Here is a 21,308-nt window from a genome sequence, read left to right as displayed (position 1 = left end):
GGAGACAGATATGGCAACGCCGATAACCGCAGGCGCCGTCGCCGGCGAATATATGGAAACGCTCGTGATTGTGGAGTGGCGTGTCGGAATCGGCGATGCGGTCGCCGAGGGCGATGTGCTCCTCACCATCGAAACCGCCAAAGCGGCGGTCGATATCGAGGCCCCCTCTGCCGGTGTGGTCAGCGCCATCTTCGCGGAGGCGGACAGCGAGGTTCCGGCTGCGGCCGTGCTGTGCCTGATCGGCAAGGATATAGCGGATGTCGACTATGACGGCGGAGAAGCGCCTGTAACCGGTTCCAGCTCGTCATCCACGCCGGCGACGGCGGTCATGGCGGCGGAACGTGCCGCGGAGGCGCCGCGTGCGGCGGTGTCCTCCGCGCGCATTGTTGCAAGCCCAGCGGCGCGTCGCGCCGCCAGTGCTACCGGCGTTGATCTGCGCGCCGTCAGAGCGTCCAGCCCGTCCGGCCGTATCAAATTGCGGGACGTTGCCGGGGCGGCGCAAAGTGCGCAGGCGTTTGCCGCGCCGGTGACGGTCGGCTTGCCTGCCGATGAAAATGGGCCGCTTGAGGTACATCGCAGCGGCGCCACAGACGGCGCGCCCGTTTTCATGATCCATGGTTTCGCGAGCGACTCGCGGTCCTGGTATCCGCTCGATCGTCAATTGTCTAAGGACCATCCGGTTTACCGTCTCGATCTGCCGAACCATGGTGCTTCGCCGAAGCGGCAGATCGGAAGCTTCGCCAATCTGGTGCGGGAGGTCCGCGACGCCTTCGATACTCTCGGTCTCGACGGCGCGCATGTGATCGGCCATTCGCTGGGTGGCGCGCTTGCGCTTGCGCTTGCCGATACGCGCCCCCGCAAGCTGGCCTCTCTAACGCTCCTTGCGCCCGGCGGTCTCGGCCCCAAGGTCAACGGTGACTTCATCTCAGGTATTGCACGCGCCTCGCGGCCCGAAAGCCTCTCAGCATGGCTGAAGGTAATGGTGCATGACCAAAAGCTCATCGATCCCGCCTTCGTCAATGCCGCTTTTACTGCCCGCGCGAGCGCGGACCTTCGTGCCGCGCAATCCCACATGGGCGAGACGCTGTTTTCCGATGGCACCCAGAGCTTCGATCTCGTGGCGGCTTTCCATCGCCTGGAATGCCCGACCCGGATCATCTGGGGTCGCAAGGACCGGGTTCTCGACTGGCGCGATGCCTTGCAGGCACCTGGTCATGTTGGCCTGCATCTTCTTCCCGACGTCGGCCACGTGCCGCATCTCGAGGCGCCGGATATTTCCCTTGGCATCATCAGCGCCTTGATCAAGAGCATTTGAGGAGCGGCCCATGTCACACACGCTTCTCCTCATCGGCTGCGGCAACATGGGTTTCGCCATGTTGCGCGGCTGGCTTCGCGAAGACCCGACGCTCACCGTCCATGTGGTCGAACCCGCCGATGCGCTTCGTGACCGAGCAGCCGGGGTGGGTTCGCTCGCCGTCCCGCAAGTGGCGGATCTCCCGCAAGGCCTCGCCCCCAAGGTGGTGTTCGTCGCCGTCAAGCCGAACCTAGTGGAAACGGTCCTGGCGGGCTGCGGCGACTTTGCCGCGCGCGGCGCGACCTTCGTCTCCGTCGCAGCCGGCGTAACCACCGCAGCAATGGCACATCGTCTTCCCGGCGGTGCCTCCATCGTCCGCTGCATGCCGAACACGCCTGCAGCGATCGGCGAGGGCATGATGGTTCTCTATGCTCGTGTTGACGTTTCCGATGCCGCGAAAACGCTCGTGGCCTCGCTGTTGGCAACCTCGGGCATGGTCGCGTGGATCGATGATGAAGCGCAGATGGACGCCGTCACTGCGATTTCCGGTTCCGGGCCTGCCTATGTCTTCCATTTCATCGAGGCCTTGACGGATGCGGGCATCGCCCTCGGCCTTCCGGCGGAGACCGCAGCATTGCTGGCAAAGCAGACGGTGCGCGGCGCAGGCCGGCTTGCCATGGAAGCGGATGTCGATCCGGCCACGCTGCGCCGGCAGGTCACCAGCCCGGGCGGCACGACGGCCGCTGCCCTGAATGTTTTCATGAGCGATGAGCGTACCGAAAAACTCGTGGCGGAAGCGGCGCGCGCGGCTCGCGACCGCAGCATCGAACTTGGAAAATCCAACTGACAGCAAATCCGGAAGGACATGGACATGATCAGCCTCATAACAGGCGGCGCGCAGGGCATCGGGTTCTCCACGGCGGAACATTTCGTCCGCAGGGGCGATAAGGTCTGCATTCTGGATCGCGCCGGCGTTGCCGAAGCGCGTGAGAAGCTCGGGGCCGATGTATTGGCCATCGAAGGCGACGTCACGAACCCGGCGGATGTCGATGCAGCTGTTGCGCGCACGGTCGAAACCTTCGGCGGGCTCGACACCCTCGTGACGGCCGCCGGTATCGTCGCCGTCGAGCCGGCGCTGGATGTGGTGGCAGACGCTTTCATGCGCATGATGTCCGTCAACGTGCTGGGCAGCTTTCTGCCGGCCCAGAGTGCTGCCCGCTACATGAGCGAGAACGGCGGTGGCAGCATTGTCTTCATCGGTTCCGTCTACGGCTCCGTCGGTGCGCCCAAGCGCACGGCGTACTGCGCCTCGAAGGGCGCGGTTCACAACATGATGCAGTCGCTGGCGACCGAATGGGGCCCGCTCGGCATCCGCGTCAATGCGCTGGCACCGACGGGTGTGCGAACCCCGATGGTGCAGGACCTTATCGACAAGGGCATCTACAACATGGTCGGCGTCCGCAACCGCACGCCGCTCGGTCGCATCGCCGAACCGCAGGAAGTCGCGGCTGCGGCTGCGTTCCTCTCTTCGCCGGAGGCCTCGATGGTGCATGGCATCGTGCTTCCCGTCGACGGCGGTTGGATCGCAAACGGCTATACCTGGTGACATTTCCCGATCGAACCATTTCGGTTCAGGCATGAAAGGCTGAAGACAATGACGAAGCGCATCAACATCTCCTCCGGCTCCTCCTTCGAAAAGACCTATGGCTACTCCCGTTGCGTGAAGGTGGGCGATACGGTCTACGTCTCGGGCACCGTCGGCATCAATTTCCAGACGGGCGAATGCAGCGCGGATCCGGTCGAACAGCTCCGGCAGGTCATCCGCAACATCGAGCCCTGGCTGGAAAAGGCCGGCGCCTCGCTGAAGGATGTGGTCCAGATCACGACCTATGTGACCTCGGCCGAGGTGTTCGCAGCCATTGGCCCGACGCTGAAGGACATTTTCGGTGACATCCTGCCGACCAATGCGGCGCTTGTCGTGCAGTTCCCGGTGCCGAACGTCAAGGTCGAGATTTCCGCAACGGCTGTCGTCGGCTGCGGCGCGTGACCGATCGGCCGCCGGCCTGAACCGGCGGCCTTCACCCCTGAGCCGTCTCAAAGGCGCCCCGGCATGCTTCGCCATCTCCTTCGTCCCGATAACCGGCATGCCCTGACCATGGGCATCGTTCTCGTCATCGTCGGCTATTTTCTCTTCGCGCTGAACGATGTCGTGGCAAAGATGCTGGTCGCAAGTTTCGGCGTGGCGCAGGTCCTGACCATCCGCGCCATCGGCGCGTTCATGGTGCTCGTGCCGCTGGTGCGTCAGCAGCGGGAGACGCCTTTTCACAATGTGCATCGCCCGACCTTGCAGACAGTGCGGGCGCTGCTCATCACCCTCGACACATCGCTGTTCTATGCGGCCGTCATCTACTTGCCGCTTGCCGACGTCATGACCTTCTACATGGCCGGGCCGATCTACATGACGGTCGCCTCGCATTTCCTTCTGGGAGAGCGCGCCGGCTGGCGGCGCTGGACTGCGGTTCTCATCGGCTTCGTCGGGGTCGTCATCGCGCTCGATCCATCTGCTTCGGCATTCTCCGCCCCGGCCTGGTTCGCATTGACCGGTGGTCTTGCCTATGCGCTGACCCTGGTGCTCAACCGGTCTTTGGCGCAAACCGGCGACGCGACGCTCGGTATCTACCAGGGGCTCGCCACATTCGTGCTCGCGGGGATTGCCTCCATTTTCGACTGGCGATCCTTCACCCTCGCAGAGGGCGCCTCGATGCTGCTTCTCGGTGTGATCGGCGCTCTTGCCCATCTCGTCGTCACGCGCTCGCTGAAATTGGCCCCCGTCTCCATTCTGGCGCCGTTCCAGTACACGTTGCTCTTGTGGGGCATGGTGTTCGGCTTCATGTTCTTCGACGATGTTCCGGGTACGAACATGCTCATCGGATCCGCGATCATCGTCGTCGCCGGTCTTTTCATCTCGCATCGCAAGGCCCAGAAGATCGAGCCCGTGCCCGAGACCGACCTGCCGGCACACCTGCCATGACGATGCTCTATCCAAACCACCGGCAGCGGTGCGACGCGGCCAAAACCATTCCCGAATTTCCACTCCGACAACCCATCGAAGGTCAGTGATCATGTCCATGGCAAGCCCGATCGATCCCACCATGCAAGGCGTCGTCTGGACGAAGACGCTGCAGGAAACCGTCCGTGACTATCCCCGTCTTTCCGGCGAGGAGGCAGCCGACCTTGTCGTTATCGGCGCGGGATATTCCGGTCTCAACACCGCGATCCACGCTGCAAGGAACGGGCTTCGTGTCGTCGTCCTGGAGGCCGGGCGCGTCGGAAACGGCGCTGCGGGTCGCAACGGTGGTTACAATGTGCCACAGTTTCCGGGCGGCATTACCCCGTCGGTCGTCGAGGCGTCCGTCGGCCGGCGCAAGGGCCTCGCGCTCGCCGATCTCGTTCTGCACGGCGCCGACGCCGTCTTCCGGCAGATCGAGGCCTTCCAGATCAAATGCTCGGCGGTCCAGAACGGCTGGATGCAGCCGGCCCATTCCGACGCCTCGATGCAGAGGGTGCGAAAGGTCCATGACGAATGGAAGGCGCTGGGCGCCAAGGTGACATGGCATTCTGCCGCCGATGTGGCCGATCTCCTGGGTGCACAGGGCTATCTCGGAGGCTGGTCCAATGCGGAAGGCGGCACCGTCAACCCCTATAGCCTTTCGGTCGGTCTGGCGCGGGCCGCCGAGCAAAGCGGCGTGCGCATATTCGAAAACAGCGCCGTCGACAGTTTCGAGGAAACCGCGCAGGGCGTCGTCGTCCGCTGTGGTGCAAGTCGTGTGTCTGCGCGCTCGGCCGTCTTTGCCACCAATGCCTATACGGGAGACTTCCTGCCGGCCGTACAGAAATCCGTCATTCCCGTTTATCTCTACCATGTCGCCACGAAGCCGCTGAGCGAGGCGCTGCGCCAGAAAATCCTAAAGACGCAGCTGTGCTTTACGGATCTGCGCAAATCCGGCGGTTTCGGACGCCTGGATTCGGATGGTCGCCTGATTTCCGGCGGGGCCGTCTTCGATTTCGGAAACAAGGTCGCCTATGGCGAAAACCATGCCCGCGGCCGCATGAGGATGCTCTTCCCGCAACTGACCGACGACGACATTCAGCTCGAAAGCTACTGGGAAGGCTATTGTGCCGTGACGGACAGCTATTTGCCGCACATCCTCCGGCTGGGTCGAAATGTCTTCTCAGTCGGCGGCTTCTCCACCCGAGGCGTCAACCTGGCGCAAAACCTCGGCCGTCTCATGGGCGAGTTCATCGCGGGTAAGCGCGAACTCGACGACGTGCCGGTCAATGTCTACGACCAGCGCAACGACGTCGCGCTGTGGTCTGTCAAAACCAGGGCCGCGCGATACGTCTTTCCGTATTACCGCCTGAAGGATCGCTTGGGTATGACGTGATCGAAGGTGCGATCCATCTTCGCCGTGGCTCCGGCGTGGCGGTCTTCGTTCAGGGAACGTCAGCATTGCCGATTCCGACAGAATATCTGGTTCTCACCACCCAGCCGTGCCGCCGGCAACGGAATTGAGTTGCTGCGGTAAGACCGGAGCTGATCGGCAAAGCGGCGACGGATGACAGGCACGGTGACACCAAGGCTAAGGCACAGCCAAGGCCTCGGCGCTGAGAATGCCGGGTTGCACATCGATTATCCCGGACTGAGCGCTAACGAGCACGCCGAATATTGCGTAGGGCGGCTCGCTATGACATGGCCTTGGGATGATGCATTCAGCGGTGATTTGATCGGGAGTGTGCGGCAGCGCGCCGTTACTGGCGCGCGCCACCTCGCATCTGGTCGACGTAGTATTGTTGATAAAGGTCGCGGTACTTCTCGGCGGTGCCCGCGTCACTGTAGCGGGGCAGGGTGTCCATGTCCGTCTTGTTGAGAATGACGCCGATGGTTTTCGCGTCGATGCGGCTTTCTGCGGCGAGGAGATCCTTGACGAGGTTTGCCGGTGTGCGGCCCCATTCGACGACAAAGAGGAAACCGTCGGCCAGCGGCTCGAAAGCCTTGGCGTCGATCACCGGGGCAAGCGGGGGAAGGTCCACGACGACATAGTCGAAGGCCTGGCGTGCTTCTTCGACGAGCTGCTGCATGGCCGGCGAGGAGATGAGGTCGTTGACATGGGGCGCGCAGGCGCCGCCGGGCTGGATGGCGATCGGCAGCATGGAGAGCTGGGAGTGTCGGTCGGTCTTGACCGCCTGGCCCCATGCGATGGTTCCCAGGAGCGCTTCGACGAGACCCGCCTGCGGTGCCGGCTTCATGATCGCACCCAGGCTCGGCCTGCGCATGTCTGCGTCGATCAGCAGGGTTCTTCTGCCGCTCGCGGCAAGAAGTGCCGCGAAATTGATCGCGACGGTGGACTTGCCCTCGCCCGGCAGGGCCGAGGTCACGCCGATCACCCGATTCTTGCCGCTTGGGAGCGTCATGTCGCTGGCGAGCTTGGCGTTGCGCAAGGTTTCGGCAAAGACCGAGCGCGGCGCATCGAGGACGACGCGTGTCATGCGCTCAAGCGGCACCGCATCCTCGCCGCTTTCCCCGGCAGCGTTGTCCGGCCCGGGGTCGGGCTTCACCGCCTTGGCGCCGATCGTAACGGGCCTGCCTTTCCTTACGCCGCCGATGAGTGGCAGGTAGCCGAGCGGCTTCAATCCAAGGATGGCGCGCACGTCGCTTTCGAGCCGGAAGGCGCGTTCGCGCATCTCCTGCACGAAGGTCAGGGCGCCGCCGGCCATCAGGCCGAGCACGGCGGCAAGGCCGAGCACCATCGTCTTGTTGGGGCTGGAGGCGGATGTCGGCACGCCGGCATCCGAGATCACCCGCGCCTTGGGGATGGGAAAGGACTGTTTCTGCGAGGCCTGCTCATAACGGGCGAGATAGGATTCCGAAAGCGCCTTCAGCGCCGTCGCCTTCTGCTCCAGCTCACGCAGGCGCACGGAGGAACGGTTCGCCTCGGCATTGCTGCCGGCGACCTTCTGGATGCTCTCGCGCAGGGAAACCTCGCGCGAGCGGGCGACTTCGTATTCGTTGCGGAAGCTCGCCGTCAGTTGCTGGAGTTCGCGGTAGATCTGTCCGGCGAGGTTTTCTCTCTCGGCTTGCAGCGCGGCGACCTGCGGATGGTCCGCGCCGAAATTCTGCGTGATGTCCTGCGCGCGCTTGACGACGGAATTGTAGCGTTCGCGCAGGTCCTGCAATACGGAGCCGCCGGCTTGCTGGGTCGGGATTGAGGCATTGTCGATGGCCTTGTCCGGCCCCTGATCGACGATGGCCCGGAACTGCGCGTACCGGGCGGACGCGCTCGCCGCATCGGCCTGGGCGAGAATGAGCTGGCTGTTGAGGTCGGCGAGCTGCTGCTCGGACATCAGCTCACCGCGGGCGGTGGTCAGACCGTTTTCGCTGCGGTAGCGCTCGACTTCCAGCGCAGCCTCCTGCGCGCGGTTCTGGATATCGGCAAGCCGCTCCTGCAACCAGGTCGACGCCTGTTCGGTTGCTGTGAAATTGGCGCTGAGCTGGTCTTCGAAAAAGGCCTCGGCGTAGCGCCGGGTCACGGCGGCCGCGAGCTGTGGGTCGGTCGAGCGGAAGGACACGGCCAGCACGGCGCTGCGTGAGACGCGCTCCACCGTCAACGACTGTTGCAGGATGCTGGCCGCCTTGTCGCGGCGTCCCTTCGCCAGCGCCTCCTGCGAGGCTTGCTGGCCGGACGAACCGAGCGAGGTGAGCGATTTCGCCCAGCCTTTGACGGTCGCGACGGGCGACTGCGGCGGGTTGAGAACGGTTTCGTTGTCGGCCAGCTTCAGATCATCGACCACGCGCAGCGCCAGCCGGCCGGATTTCAGGATCTCGACGGCGCTTGCGATACGCATGTCGACCTGTTGGCTGCTTTGTGGCGACGGCTCGCTCTCCTCGGCGTAACGCGACAAATCCTCGTCGAGCAGGATTTGCGTCATCGACGTGTAGACGGGTGTCGCGAACACCAGATAGGCGACGGCGAGCGCAATGGCGACCGCGACCGAAAGGGCAATCAGCCGCGCCCTGCGGACGAGGATCGTCATCAGGCGGTTGAGATCGATGAAGGAATCGGACGGGTCCGGTTCCCGGTGAAGGATGCGGCTGTGTGTTACCGTGCGTTGATGCATGGGGCTCCGTTCTGCCTTTCGGCGCGATGGATGTTTTCCTCCCCGATATGCCTCCGGGCTTGGTTGGCCCGGAGGCAAGAGATTATGCCGCGCGAATCCGGCCCTCATGCGACGACATCATGTCGCGCAGGGATTCATAGACCGCGCCTCCGATATCCGGGCGGGCGAGCGCGAAAGCGACATTGGCCTCGATGAAGCCGTGCTTGGACCCGCAATCGTAGGTCCGCCCCTCATAGGGATGGGCGTGGAAGGGCTGGCTTCTGGAAAGCTCCAGCATGCTGTCGGTCAGCTGGATTTCATTGCCTGCACCGCGCTGCTGGCGGGCGAGATGGCCGAAGACCTCCGGCTGGAGAATGTAGCGGCCATTGAGGAAGAGATTGGAGGGCGCTTCGCCGGCTTTCGGCTTTTCCACCATATGGGTTACGGCAAAGCCGTGGCGCACGGGCGCACCCTTGCCGACGATGCCGTATTGCGAGGCGTCCTCCGGTGCGCATTGTTCGACGCCGACGACGTTGCCGCCGACTTCGCCATAAAGCTCCATCAGGCCAGCCAGGCAGCCGCGCGGCCCGAAGGAGATCATGTCGGGCAGGAGCAGTGCGAACGGCTCGTCGCCGATGAGGTCGCGCGCGCACCAGACGGCATGGCCGAGGCCGAGCGGCGCCTGCTGGCGGGTGAAACTCACCGAGCCGGCGGCGGGCAGCAGGCGGCCGAGCTCGCTGACCTTGTCGTTCTTGCCGGATCTTTCGAGCGAAGAGATGAGCTCCGGCGTGTCGTCAAAATGATCCTCGATGACCTGCTTGTTGCGGCTGGTGACGAAAACGACATGTTCGATGCCGGCCTCGCGGGCCTCGTCGAGGGCATATTGAACGACGGGGCGGTCGACGATGGTCAGCATTTCCTTGGGCATCGCCTTCGTGGCGGGCAGGAAGCGGGTTCCGTTGCCGGCGACGGGAATGACGGCCTTGCGGACGGTCTTGTTTCGCACCATGGCATTATCCTTTGTTCTTGAGCGCGAGATCCTGCGCTTTCGAGGAAGAAGAGGCCGCGCGGGACGCGGCCGTCTTGCGGTGGATCGGCGGCGCGGTCAGGCGGCGCCAACGAGCGGCGATGGGCATGGCGAGGTGCCGCATCGCGAGGGGATCACCAAGCGCCACCTTGGCGGCAGCGCCGAGCGAACGGTTCTTGAGGTGGTGGACGAGCGCGAGGAAGGCGCGCGTTTCCCTGAGGTTGCGCGTACGACGGCGCTGTGCGGCAGCGGCTTCGCCCGAGAGCGGGAAGCGGGCAAGCAGCCGACTGTCTCCGGCCAGCATGGCGTCGACATGGTCGAGATGCAGCACGCGCGAAATCGAGCCTTCACGGATATGATAGAGATAACCCGCCTCCGGAACAACCGTGCAGAGGCCGCCCGAGGCGAGCATGGCGGCGAGCAGAAGATAGTCCTCGCCGATGCGCAGGGCCTCGTCGTAAGTGAGCCGGTTTTCCAGCAGGAAGGCGCGTCGGAAGACCGGTTTCATATAGCCGAAATTGTGCGTGCTGCGAAAAATCCGGTTGGAATCGATGAATGCCGGCAGCGTCAGTGCGGGCATGTCGGCCAGGAGATCTTGCGGGAACATCTGCTCCGTTCGGCCATCTTGATGCAGCACGTCCAGATTATCAACGGCTGCCACGGCATCCGCTCCTTCCGCAGCGGCGATCATGCGGGCAAGACGGCTTGGCCGCATCGTGTCGTCGGCATCGAGAACCGCGATCCAGCGGCCGCGCGCGGCGGCGAAGCCGGCATTGCGCGCTGCACCGGGTCCACCGTTGCAGCCGAGCGATACAAGCTTCACGGCCGGCTCGCCGAGCGCCGCAACGATCTGACGCGTCGCGTCGGTCGAGCAATCGTCGGCGACGATCACCTCCACCGATACGCCATCCTGCGCCAGGGCGCTGGTTATGGCGCGCTGGATGGTGTCGGCCGCGTTGTAGGCGGCGATCACCACACTGACATCGGGGGCGGTCATCGCGCCGCCTCCAGTTTTCCGTAGGGCTCGATGGCGCGTGCGCCGAACAGGCCACCGATTGCGCCCGCATGAAGAAGGCCGCGCAGGAGAAAGCGGTTGCGGCGTACCGGAGAGAAGGCGAAGGCGCTCGCGCCGGCCAGGCAGACGGCGCCCTTCGCGGCAGCAAGCACCGCTGCACCGACGCGTGCTGCACCTTCATGGCGTGCAGCGAGCAGCTGGCCATGGGTCTGCCCCATCCGCAGCCTCCGCTGCGCCAGCCAGGAAAAACGGGCGCGTTCGGCGGGAACGACTTCCTTCACCCAGGCCTCCTCAGCGAAGGCGATGCGCCCGCCATCGGCATGCACCGCGCTGAAGAAGGCGGTGTCCTCGCCGCCGCTCCGCCCCAGTGCAAGATCGAAACGCCGGCCGGCGATCGCCGGTGCGGTGCGGCGCATCAGGACGTTGCAGGTATACCCCGTGCGGATTTCGCCGTTTACCCAGACCGGGCGCGTGGCGTGGAAATCGCCTGCACGCATCCAGTCCGGCGCGCCTTGCCCGTAGAGTGCGCGCACCGGGCCCAGCACCACGTCGGCGCGGTGCTTCTCCGCCGCGGCAAGCAATGCGTCCAGCCAGAGCGGTTCCACGGTCTCGTCGTCGTCGACGAAGGCGATGAAGTCGGCATCGCTGTGCTCAAGGCAGGCGTTGCGGGCGATGGAGATGTTTCCAGCGGGGCAATGCACATAGACGATGCCGGCCGGCAGCATCGGCATCGCAGCTTCGACGCGGTTGCGGGCGCTCGGCTCCACATCGTTGTCGGCGACGATGATGCGGAGGCGTATGCCTGCGGGTACGACCAGCCGGGAGAGCGAGGTGAGCGTTTCCGTCAGCGCTGCGCGCCGGAAGGTGCAGATGGCGATATCGATGTGGAGGGGCGCTGTCATGCCAGGGCCCTCCGCTGGCGCGGATCCAGCATTTCGCGCCAGAAGCCGGCCGACCAGGCGAAGTGCATGATCATGGCGGAAACGGCGGCGAGCGGGCCGTACGGATTGCGTTGGCCGAGCGCCATCCACGCACCGTAGCCCATGCATGCGGCGGCCCATAGCACGAAGGGTACGGCGGCAATCCAGGTGATCGCGGCGAGGAACGCGCCGACCGCGACCGGCGCCACCATCAGCGGCAGCATCTGCCTTATGCTTGGCCGCGAGCGGTGTTTCAAGAAATTGCGCGCCCGGCCGCGGCCGTAGCCGAAATACTGCTTGAAGAGCGGCAGGGCACTTGCCCGCGGATAATAGACCATGCTCGTGCGTGCGGTCATCCACACGCGGTAACCGGCCTGATGGAGCCGATAGTCGTATTCGGCATCCTCATTGGCGGTGAACGCCTCGTCGTAGCCGCCGATGGCGCGGAAGGCCGCTATGCGCATCAGCGCATGATGACCATGGTCCGTCCAGTGACTTTCGGCGCCGACCCGGTGCTTGGCCCCGCCATTGCCCAGCACGGAGTTCTGCGCGACGGCCGTCGCCTTCTGGAACGTGCCGAACCCGATAGTCTGCATGGCGACCACGACCGAATCCGCGCCGGTTTCCAGCGCCTCCTCCACGAGCACGCGGCAATAGTCGTCAGGATAGGTGCCGTGGGCGTCGATGCGGATGAGGTAATCATGTTCGGTGCCGAAGGTCGCGACGGCGAGGTTGATCGCAGCACTCTGGATGCGCTTCGGATTGTCGAGCACATGCATGTTCGGCACCTCTGCCGTAAGGCGGCGGGCGATGTCGCGTGTACCGTCGGTGCTGCCGCCGTCGACCACGACGAGGGTGGCGGTGAGATCGGCAAGGTCCGGTTGGAGATGGCGGACCAGACGCTCGAGATAAGCCGCCTCGTTGAGGCAGGGGATGACGATCAGGCAGCGCACCGAGGCGACAGCATCAGCGTTCATGGCAATCCACCTTGTTGGCGATGAGGGACGGGAGGGGTTGCAGGGGCGCCGCCTGTCCGGACGGCTGGCGCAACGCGCCAAGGCGCTGGACGAAAGCCGTGCAGTCGGCGCGATCCAGGATCCAGGGCCGTGTGCCAAGCGCGACGAGACGCGCGTTCAGCGCCTGGAAATCATCATCGCCGAAGGCCGCGAAGCGCTGGGTGAGCGTCTCCAGGCGACCATCGGCAAGGGCGATGCCGACACCGTGCCGGGCGGCGAGGCGGGCCGTTTCGGTCCCCTCCAGAACGATGGGCAGGGCGCCGTGCCGACCCCCTTCATAAATGCGGTTGGGCAGCAGCCACTGCGAGTTCTGGCCTTCCTCGAAGAAGTCGATGGCCCAGGTGAAATCCACCTCGGCATAGATGGCCGACAGGTCCTCCGGGTTGCGGTAAGGGCCTTCAAAGCGGATGAAGGGTTCTCGTTTGACGATGCCATCGAAATCGTCGAATTCGCGGTAGGCCGGCCGGCCGCGCAACACCACCTCGAAACGTCCTTCCATGCGTCGCGTAAACGCACAAAGCAGGTCGAGCGACTTGCGGCAGCGGATCGCGCCGAACCAGCCGATGCGCCAGGGTGCGCCGGTCGGGCGTACGCGCGCTGGTAGACCGGCGTCGCTGCCGTCCAGTTCCAGCACCCGGTTCTCCAGCAGATGGATAGGCGCGCGGATGCCCGAAAGGGGTTTGAAATAGTGTTCTATGAAGGCTGGCGAACTGGTGACGACAAGTCCTGCCTTGCGCCCGAAATGGCGCTCGGCCCCACGCAGGACGCGGCCGGCCGGACCTGACTTCAGCATCAGGCGGTGCACGTCGAGGCATTCATAGGCGATGGGGACCGTGCCGAAGTGCGTCGAGGCGCGGCGGGCGAGCGCCAGCATTTCAAGGTTGCGCGCAAGGATAACGTCCGGCTTCGCCAATCCTGCGAGCTTTCGGGGCAGCCGCGCTACCGCACCGGCTACCGCGACGAGCCGCTGGGCGAAGCGCGCGTCTGCGGTCGTGCCGAGTTCCAGCGGTGTGACGCCTTCGATGTCGGCGAGACGGTTTTCGCCGCGGCGGAAACCGGCAAGCATCACCTCCGCGCCGCCCGCCTGCAGCATCAGCACCCGCCGGCGCACGGCGGGGTCTGAAAGGTCGTGGACGAGGTAGAGGATCCGTAGCATCGGCGTCATCCGATCAATTCACCAGGCAGGCGACGGAACCGTCGAACTGGCAAGGCTCGCCCTCGGCGGTGAAGGCGAGGCGCTCCACTTCCAGCCGCGCCGGGCCGGAAAAGGCAAAACGACCCATCCAGTCGGAGAGCGTGTCGGTGCCCCAAAGCGACAGGAAGATTTTCTGTGCATGGTTGGGCAACTTCTTCGGGTCTGTCACCTCGTGCGCCAAAGCGCCGTTCACGTAGTAGCGCAGGCTTTGCTTCTGCCAGACGAAGGCATAGTCGTTGAACCCATTGTCGGCGCCGCCGGGAACAGGCACGAGTTTCTCGTTTCCGCCCTTGCCGGCGATGTACTGGTTGAGCTGGACGCTGTTGGTATCCTTGCCGAGAACCTCGAAGTCGATCTCGTCATGCGGTTTCTTGTCGGTCGGTCCGATATAGGTGAAAAAAGCCGAATTGAGGCCCGAGCCGGTCGCCGTCTTCATGCGCACCTCGTAGGTGCCGTAGCCGTAGCGCTTGCGGGTCTGCACCTCGCCGCAGGAATACTGACGTTCGCCGGCGGGCTTCGCGTCGAAGGAAAGCCGGAGTTTTCCGCCTTCCACGTGCACCTGGTCCTTCGACCACGTGCAGTTCTGGTGTGCGCCGTTGTTCCAGCCGTCCGAGACATACCACCGGGCGGTATCGAGCCGATCGAACTCCTCGACGAAGGACGTGCCGTTCGCTCCGTCCTGCGCGGCGGCGGGAACCGTGGTGCACAGCATGCTGAGAAGGGCGGATGCCCCAAGGGCCTGTGTCAGAGAAACGGTCATGATCACCTCCGTTGGGCGATGGAACCCTCGGGCTTCATCTGCGGGTGTGGGCGGCCGGCCACGGGCCGTTTGCGGTCGCCCATGCGGCGGCCGGTGAGGATGGCGTGCAGTGGGGATACGAAGCGCTGTGCCAGCGCATGGGTCGAAACGAGGATGACGAGGGCCAGAAGCGGGCTTGCGACATAGAACAGCGGGTAATCCGCGCTGCCGAACCGGTTCCAGACCATCCAGAAGAGGATGAGCAGCGGATAGTGGCCGCAGAATATCCAGAAGCTCAGTCCGCCGAGCCGCGCCAGGCTCTGACCTGTGGCGGTGCGGACAAGCAGCGCCGAAAGCGCCCAAGCGCCGAAGATGCCGGCGATGGCGGTAACGGCACGCAGCATGTCGAGCCAGGCGGGAAATTCCGGACCGTAGGCATAAAGCGCGAAGGAGAGCAGCACCGCCATCGCGAGCACGGCCAGCACGACGGGCAAAGCGAAACGATCCATGCGCCTGATATCGACGCGATGAAGCGCCATCGCCACGCCGAAGCTGAACCCGAACAGAATGGATTTCTTGAGGAAAATGCCATTGGGAACCGGCAGCACGGCATAGGCCAGCATGAGCACGAGCACCGTGCGCGGATAACGCAGCACCGCAAGCGCGATCAACGGCGATAGGATCAGGCAGAGAAGGAGATCCCGCAGGAAGTAGAGCGGAATATTGATCGGCCAGCTCTCGACGGCGAGCGCAAGGTTCATCATCTCCCGCGGCGTGGCATTGGGTACGTCGGGTAGGTAGCCGAAGCCGATGCCGCGCAGCTGGGCTAGGTAGACGAGCGCGAGAAAGGTGATGTTCCAAAGCAGGAACGGCAGAAGAATCGTGGAGGCCTTGGTACGCAGTGTCTTGCGATAATCGAAGGCCTCGAAGCCGCGATGGAAAAGCAGGTAGCCGGATATGGCACTGAGGCAGGGCACGCCGATACGAAACAGGCTGTCGCCCAGGAAGACGCGCATCCAATCGAAACCGCTGACCGCGCCCGCATAAGCGCTCGTTGCCGGATCGTGGGGAACATGCACGAAGATGATCCCCGATATCAGCACGATCCGCATCATGTTGATGCGTGCGGAGACTGTCGCGTCGATTTGCACGGTTGCGTCACCCCTCTGGTGCGCCGTTCCCATCGGGCGGCCTTTGAACAAGGTCAGACCGAAGCCTGTAAAGAGGAGTTTGCACGATCGGGCAGCAGAAAATGTGGCAGCGCAGCAAATTTTCCGGCAAGTTCGGTTGCATCGCAGCATCGGAAGCGAAATTGCATTCCGTCAAAGATGCACGCTCACATATGCGTGAGAGAAGCGTGATGTCTCTTTTGACAATACTTTGAAGATTATTCGAATGTACTGATTTAAGCGCAATTTCTGGGTGTAGGTGAACCGGATTTTTTTCAGTCTTCTACGGTGATTCAGGGCGGAGCCGTGCGAATTGCGGCGAATCTTCCCTGAATTGGGGCAGTCTCAAGGCAGGCTCGCGGCCGATGCGGCACGCGGACGGCGCACCAGATCCAGCAGCTTCCGCAGCAGCGGCCGCTCGGTAAGAGCGGTGAGAACAGCGTAGATCACGCCGCCGAACAGGATGCCGATGCCGACCTGTAGCGCGGGGTGGAACTGCGCGGCGAGATAGTGCTCGAGCGCGTAACGCACCGCAAGCGCCATCAGTGCGGCGGTGAGCATCGGACGGATGGATTGGTAGAAGCCGGAGAGGAAAGGCGTTTCGTCGACCCGGAACACGACCCAGGAATAGCCGACGAGCACCGCCGCGTTGACGAGGCAAAGCGCGACCATCGCCTCGATGAGCGTGCCATTGTAAGCGCCATAGGCGACGGCGGCTGTCGTTGCCGCCGCGCGGCCCACCGCCCACCAGAACAGCGCACTCCCGTGGCCCGAACCCTTCAGGTAGGGAATGAAGGTGCTGCAGGGTGTCAGCAGTCCCTTGGAAAGGGCCAGTAGCCCGAGCACGGGCCAGGCGGCGGCCCATTGCGCACCGAACAGCAGCAGCATGGCCGGCTCGGCGACCGCCCAAAGGCCGAACATCATCGGCGCGAGCAGCAGGGTCGTGACCTGTGTGCTCAGCATCAGCGCCTGTGAGCGGCGTTGGCGGTCGTGCATCATTGCGCTGAAGGCGGGAAAGAGGACGCCCATCACGCCCGACAGAACAACCTGATTGGGGATGCTGGAAAAGCGGTTGGCGGCGGAATAGGCGCCGGCATCGCCAAGGCCGAGGAAGCGCGATATCACCACCATCGGGGACTGGAACGTGACGAAATTTGCAAGTTCCGAGCCCATCAGGCCGAGGCTGAACCGGGTCAGCCGCACGACGCTTGAGAGGCGGAACTGCAGACGCGGCAGATAGCGCGAAACGAAGAAGAGGCCGGCGAGCCGAATCACTCCGGCAACGAAAAGCTGCGCAACGAGCGCGAAGACGCCGAAACCGGAGAGCGCAAGGATCACCGCGGCGACGGCCGCAATCGATTCGGAAATCATGCTCCACAGCGCATCCCGGCTGAACTGCATGCGGCGGGCGACCAGCGCATAGGCGACGTCGCCGGCAAGCTGCAAGGGAATGAGCAGACACATGAGCTGCAACAGCCAGGCCGCATCCGCCGCGCCGAACCAGTCCGCCAGGGGCTCGGCGAAGACATAGAGCCCCGCCGCCATCAGGAAGGCGAAGCCGAGATTGGCCCAGAAAACCGAATGAATCGTCTCGGATTCTTCCTTTGCCTCAAGGATGAGCGCCGAGGCCAGACCTGCCCCGCCGATCATCGCCAGGAACTGCACGACGGCCAGCGCGACGGCCACCGCACCGAATTCTTCCGGCGTCAGCAGTCGGGCAAGAATGGGCACAGTGACAAATTTAAGCCCGAATGTGCTTGTCTTGGATAAGACGCTCCAGCCGACATTTCGCGTTACCGACTTCGCGTTCACGGACTGGGACATGGCGGAAACCTGCTTCAAAAAGGAGCGTCGACGAAGACAAAAGCCTGCGCCGGAAACGGCCACGCCCCGGTGGGAGGAGACCAGACGAACCTCTTTCTAGAGAAACCACAGGGACGAAAAGATGGCGAAGCTGACAGTAATCATTCCCTTCTATCAGAAGGAGCCGGGCATTCTGAGGCGTGCGCTCACGTCTGTTTTTGCTCAAGAATTCAACGACTTCGATGTCATCGTGGTCGACGATGAATCGCCTTTTCCACCCGATGGCGACCTGATCGCCTTTTCGGAGGAGCAACAGGCGCGCGTGCGCGTCGTGCGCCAGGAAAATGCCGGTCCGGGTGGCGCGCGCAATACCGGGCTCGACAGCGTTTCAGCGGCGACCGACTTCGTCGCCTTCCTCGATTCGGACGATATCTGGACGCCGGACCACCTCGCTCTCGCCCATGCGGCGATGACCGAATTTTCCGCCGATTGCTACTTCGCCTCCATCACGGGAGGCGATGCGTTCTACTACCATTTCGGTATCGAGGACCTCGCACGAACCGAGGCGGTGGTGTGCCTTGCCGATGATCCGCTCCTCATCGAAATTCCCGATCTCACCCAGGTCATGCTGAAGAACTGGAGCTTCCTGCATCTCTCCTCGATGGTGATAGGCCGGCCGGTTTTCGAGCGTATCCGTTTTGACGCGGCGCTGCGGCTGGCGGCGGAGGACGTGCTGTTCTTCTGCGATTGCGTGCTTGCCGCCCGACGGGTGGTGCTGAGCGGTGCGGCGGGTGCGGTTCGCGGGGAGGGGGTCAACATCTTCCACGGGATCGACAACGACTCACCCCAGTTCCTGCGCCAACAGTTCAACACCTGGGTCGCGCTCGACCGGTTGGAGGCGCGCTTTGCCGAGCGACCGGCCGAGGTGGCGTCGCTGCGATCCTACAAGCAGACCGCCCGCCGGCAGGCGCTGTGGAGCCAGGCGCGGCGCGTCAAGCACCGCAAGCTGCCGCAATTCGACATGCTGGCCCGCTGGGCGATGCGCGATCCGCGCATCCTCGCAAGCGCGGTAGGACTTGCCGTCGGCAAGTTCTCCCGCTGACGCATACAAGGAGAGACCCATGAAGCCCTATTACTGGGAATCGCAGCACGGCAATTTCGGTGACGACCTCAATCTCTGGCTATGGGATTTCCTGCTGCCGGGGTTCCGCGAGGTGCATGCCGATGTGCTGCTCGTTGGTGTGGGCACGGTGCTGAACGATGCCCTCCTACCGCAGGACGGCCGCAAGCTCGTGCTCGGCAGCGGCTTCGGGTACGGCACCCTGCCTGATATGAGCGACCGGGATTTGTGGGACGTGCGCTGCGTGCGCGGCCCGCTGACGGCCGCAAGGGTGGGCCTGCCGGCGGAACTGGGCATCATCGATCCCGCCGTGCTGGTCGCGGACATGCCGGAGTTCGCAAACCGGCCGAAGTGCATCAAATGCGCTTTCGTTCCCCACTGGGAATCGGCGGTGGCGGGGCTCTGGCCGGTCGTCTGCGCGATGGCGGGCCTGCACTATATCGACCCGCGCGGCGAGGCGAAGGACGTGATCGGCGAGATCGCCGGATGCGAACTGATCGTCGCCGAATCCATGCACGGCGCCATTCTTGCGGATGCTTTCCGTGTGCCGTGGGTGGCGGTCAGCACATCGGCCAACATCAACGGCTTCAAATGGCGGGACTGGGCCGGGACGGTCGGCGTCGATCCGACCGCGCGGCGCATTCCCATCTCGACACGCGCCGAGGCCATCAGCAAGGGCGCCCGTTTCTGGGGCATCGACTACGATGGTGCGAACCATGCAGCCGAGGAAAGCGCGGTCGCCGTTACGGCGGCAGTGCCCCGCTCAGGTCTTCGTCTTGCCGCCAAACAGGTTCTCGCCGCGCCCTCCACCTTGGCTCTCTGGCAGGCAAGCCGTGCTGAACCCCAACTCAGCGCGGACGCGCGTCTTCTGGAGCGCAAGGAGCGTCTATACGCCGTGCTGGAAGGCGTGCGCCGCGATTATCTCTGATATCCTACCGCGTGGCGGAGGCGGGTAGCAGGTAGCGCAACCCGTCTTGCGGCGCCGAAGGCTCCGTCCCCATCCGGCGCTGCGCGGCTTGCAACTTGTCGCGCAGGATATCGCCGGCAATGGCCGGCATGGCCGAGGGGTTTTCGACCGCATAAGCAAGGGCCGCGCGCGCGCCGCCCTCCCGCTTGCGGTCGAGGAAATGCCGCAAGGCGTGGCGCCGGCCGATCTGGCGGCAATGGCGACGCATCGCGTGCTCCGCCTCGGATGGCACATTGCCCGCCGAAAGAATCGAGCGCTCCGCCTGATAGAGCGATTCGAGATCCTTCGTCCGATGCTGGCCGCTCAGGGAATCGGCACGCACGACCGCGCCGTAGCCGCAGCTTTCGATGACGGTGTAGCGGGCGCCCGCGAGCAGCGCTCGCACATAGAGTTCGTAGTCCTCGCCAAGGCGCATGTCCTCACGGTAGCGGAGATCGTTCGCATCGAGGAACGCGCGGCGCATGACCGGCTTCAGGAAACCGAGTTCGCCGCGCGGGGCGCCGCGCCGGGAAATGTTGCCAAGAACGAAATCGGCAAGGCCGAGCCGACGCGGGCGCGGCGCGAAATCGTCCGGTTGCCGGGTGAGTTCGGCCTCCGGCATGAAGGCGATGTTATCGGCGATGAAATCCCAGTCCGGGCAGGCGAGCATGCGCTTGAAGCGACCGGGAAAGAAGAAATCATCCGCGTCGAGAATACTGATCAAAGGTGCGCGGGATACGGCGATGGCGTGGTTGCGCGCGGCCGATGGCCCCCGGTTGGTGCGGAATCGGATGATGTCGAGCCGCCGGCTCGTATCGTCTGCTGCGGCCGCTGCTGAGAGCGTGCGGTCGTCCGACCCGTCGTCAACCACCACGACTTCGTCGACCTCCGGCTGCGCGAGCGCGGAGCGCACCGCCCGGCCGATCGTTTTTTCCGCATTCTTCGCGGCGATAATGACACAGACCTTTTCTTGCTGGATCACGGCATACCTCTCGTTCGTACTGAACCGACGGCGCAGACATGTCCGCGCTGCAATGCAGCATGAAAGGGAAAGGGGGCACAAAAACGGCCCAGCAGGATCAGTTTAGGATCAGTTTGGGGTCAGGGCTTGGAGTGGCCCGGCTCGTTCATCGAAACGGGGACCGTGGGCTTTGCCTTTTCGAGGTCCGTCGCAGGGCGTCCCGATCCGGCCTTCTCCTTGCGAGCCTTGCCGACGCGCCAGGCGAGGTAGAGCACGGCGCCAAAGTAGCCAAGCTGGATGAGAACCGCGCAGATCAGGGTCTGGACCGCCGTTGTCGCGGCGGAGCCCGTGCTGGCATAGGTAACGGCGGCAAAGGCGACGAGCACGAGGGTCATGCTCACAAAGAAGCGTGGCGCATAGGCCATGCTGTCCCGCCATTTCGTATCCGGCGCTGGTTTCATCGGTGGATCGCCTTCTCCTCTGAGGCTGGCTTGAACTATAGGCGGTGGCGGCACTGCATGCAACTAGCAGGATTAACGAGGGCGAGCATGGCGGGTTCCGAGTCGTAGCCGACCGATCTTGCGGTTCGGTTAAGGCGGTTGTGGTCGACCCAAGAATCGCGTCTGCCACTTTGCTGCCCAGATTTCGGCACCTTTTCCATCCCAGGCGGCCGAAAATACCCCGAAAAAGCGAATACGTGCTTTCGCGTTGCAGCCGTTGGGTTGCGTTGCAGCATAGCCGTGATCACCTTTTGTTACAATATGAGGTGTCGCTTATGGAAAAAGTGTGCGCCGCAAAATAATATTGCAGCGCAAAATTATTAGCAGCCGCCAGGTTAAGGCGGGCCTATGTACCATCATATGCCGAGCCTACAGCGTATAAATATGTAAAATCGTGCGCGGCAAGCCGATCACGGAAAGTGATTTTGGCGCGGGAATAGGAATATCG

Annotated in this window: 19 protein-coding genes; 8 read left to right on the top strand and 11 right to left on the bottom strand. The window is 63.8% G+C overall.

What is annotated here, in order from left to right; translation table 11 throughout:
- Positions 1 to 10: 10 nt before the first annotated feature.
- From K6301_RS20290 to K6301_RS20265, 6 genes are all read left to right on the top strand, one after another.
- The gene (locus K6301_RS20290) at positions 11 to 1,315 is read left to right on the top strand and encodes an alpha/beta fold hydrolase (protein ID WP_247222361.1); all 1,305 of its coding nucleotides are present in this window, start codon (positions 11 to 13) and stop codon (positions 1,313 to 1,315) included.
- 10 nt (positions 1,316 to 1,325) lie between these two features.
- Entirely contained in the window at positions 1,326 to 2,141 is an 816-nt protein-coding gene (gene proC / locus K6301_RS20285) for a pyrroline-5-carboxylate reductase (RefSeq protein WP_247222360.1), read from the top strand.
- A 24-nt stretch (positions 2,142 to 2,165) separates the two neighbouring features.
- Entirely contained in the window at positions 2,166 to 2,900 is a 735-nt protein-coding gene (locus K6301_RS20280; protein ID WP_247222359.1) for an SDR family NAD(P)-dependent oxidoreductase, read from the top strand.
- A 48-nt stretch (positions 2,901 to 2,948) separates the two neighbouring features.
- Positions 2,949 to 3,341 (top strand): Rid family hydrolase, encoded by a 393-nt coding sequence (locus K6301_RS20275; RefSeq protein ID WP_247222358.1) that lies wholly within the window; start codon positions 2,949 to 2,951, stop codon positions 3,339 to 3,341.
- 63 nt (positions 3,342 to 3,404) lie between these two features.
- Positions 3,405 to 4,325, top strand: a complete 921-nt coding sequence (locus tag K6301_RS20270) for a DMT family transporter (protein ID WP_247222357.1) — start codon at positions 3,405 to 3,407, stop codon at positions 4,323 to 4,325.
- 91 nt (positions 4,326 to 4,416) lie between these two features.
- Positions 4,417 to 5,739: an NAD(P)/FAD-dependent oxidoreductase gene (locus tag K6301_RS20265; protein WP_247222356.1), complete on the top strand. Its 1,323-nt coding sequence runs from the start codon at positions 4,417 to 4,419 to the stop codon at positions 5,737 to 5,739.
- A 364-nt stretch (positions 5,740 to 6,103) separates the two neighbouring features.
- Here the strand turns inward: K6301_RS20265 and K6301_RS20260 are convergent, their stop codons facing one another.
- The 9 genes from K6301_RS20260 to K6301_RS20220 form a co-directional block, all read right to left on the bottom strand.
- Entirely contained in the window at positions 6,104 to 8,470 is a 2,367-nt protein-coding gene (locus K6301_RS20260) for a polysaccharide biosynthesis tyrosine autokinase (RefSeq protein WP_247222355.1), read from the bottom strand.
- A gap of 82 nt (positions 8,471 to 8,552) precedes the next feature.
- Positions 8,553 to 9,458, bottom strand: a complete 906-nt coding sequence (locus K6301_RS20255; RefSeq protein ID WP_247222354.1) for a UTP--glucose-1-phosphate uridylyltransferase — start codon at positions 9,456 to 9,458, stop codon at positions 8,553 to 8,555.
- 4 nt (positions 9,459 to 9,462) lie between these two features.
- Positions 9,463 to 10,473: a glycosyltransferase family 2 protein gene (locus K6301_RS20250; protein ID WP_247222352.1), complete on the bottom strand. Its 1,011-nt coding sequence runs from the start codon at positions 10,471 to 10,473 to the stop codon at positions 9,463 to 9,465.
- Positions 10,470 to 11,393, bottom strand: a complete 924-nt coding sequence (locus K6301_RS20245; RefSeq protein ID WP_247222351.1) for a glycosyltransferase — start codon at positions 11,391 to 11,393, stop codon at positions 10,470 to 10,472. Before K6301_RS20245 ends, K6301_RS20250 begins: the two co-directional genes overlap by 4 nt.
- Positions 11,390 to 12,388: a glycosyltransferase family 2 protein gene (locus tag K6301_RS20240; RefSeq protein WP_247222350.1), complete on the bottom strand. Its 999-nt coding sequence runs from the start codon at positions 12,386 to 12,388 to the stop codon at positions 11,390 to 11,392. Before K6301_RS20240 ends, K6301_RS20245 begins: the two co-directional genes overlap by 4 nt.
- Positions 12,378 to 13,583, bottom strand: coding sequence for a glycosyltransferase family protein (locus K6301_RS20235; protein ID WP_247222349.1), 1,206 nt, complete (start codon positions 13,581 to 13,583; stop codon positions 12,378 to 12,380). Before K6301_RS20235 ends, K6301_RS20240 begins: the two co-directional genes overlap by 11 nt.
- Positions 13,584 to 13,596: 13 nt before the next feature.
- Positions 13,597 to 14,382: an endo-1,3-1,4-beta-glycanase ExoK gene (gene exoK, locus K6301_RS20230; RefSeq protein WP_484594001.1), complete on the bottom strand. Its 786-nt coding sequence runs from the start codon at positions 14,380 to 14,382 to the stop codon at positions 13,597 to 13,599.
- Positions 14,383 to 14,384: 2 nt separating this feature from the next.
- Positions 14,385 to 15,506, bottom strand: coding sequence for an acyltransferase family protein (locus tag K6301_RS20225; RefSeq protein WP_247222457.1), 1,122 nt, complete (start codon positions 15,504 to 15,506; stop codon positions 14,385 to 14,387).
- Positions 15,507 to 15,875: 369 nt separating this feature from the next.
- Entirely contained in the window at positions 15,876 to 17,354 is a 1,479-nt protein-coding gene (locus tag K6301_RS20220; protein ID WP_247222348.1) for a lipopolysaccharide biosynthesis protein, read from the bottom strand.
- Positions 17,355 to 17,475: 121 nt separating this feature from the next.
- Here K6301_RS20220 and K6301_RS20215 point away from each other — a divergent pair, with 121 nt between their 5' ends.
- Positions 17,476 to 18,435, top strand: coding sequence for a glycosyltransferase family 2 protein (locus K6301_RS20215; protein WP_247222347.1), 960 nt, complete (start codon positions 17,476 to 17,478; stop codon positions 18,433 to 18,435).
- A 19-nt stretch (positions 18,436 to 18,454) separates the two neighbouring features.
- Positions 18,455 to 19,381 (top strand): polysaccharide pyruvyl transferase family protein, encoded by a 927-nt coding sequence (locus K6301_RS20210; protein ID WP_247222346.1) that lies wholly within the window; start codon positions 18,455 to 18,457, stop codon positions 19,379 to 19,381.
- Positions 19,382 to 19,385: 4 nt separating this feature from the next.
- Here the strand turns inward: K6301_RS20210 and K6301_RS20205 are convergent, their stop codons facing one another.
- Together K6301_RS20205 and K6301_RS25040 are read right to left on the bottom strand one after the other, a co-directional pair.
- Positions 19,386 to 20,381 (bottom strand): glycosyltransferase family 2 protein, encoded by a 996-nt coding sequence (locus tag K6301_RS20205; RefSeq protein ID WP_247222345.1) that lies wholly within the window; start codon positions 20,379 to 20,381, stop codon positions 19,386 to 19,388.
- A 119-nt stretch (positions 20,382 to 20,500) separates the two neighbouring features.
- The gene (locus K6301_RS25040; RefSeq protein ID WP_281505907.1) at positions 20,501 to 20,821 is read right to left on the bottom strand and encodes an exopolysaccharide production repressor protein; all 321 of its coding nucleotides are present in this window, start codon (positions 20,819 to 20,821) and stop codon (positions 20,501 to 20,503) included.
- Between the last annotated feature and the right edge of the window lie 487 nt (positions 20,822 to 21,308).

The organism is Shinella oryzae (assembly GCF_023038235.1).
GTDB classification, from domain to species: domain Bacteria; phylum Pseudomonadota; class Alphaproteobacteria; order Rhizobiales; family Rhizobiaceae; genus Shinella; species Shinella sumterensis.
This window is presented reverse-complemented; position numbering and strand designations above follow the sequence as displayed.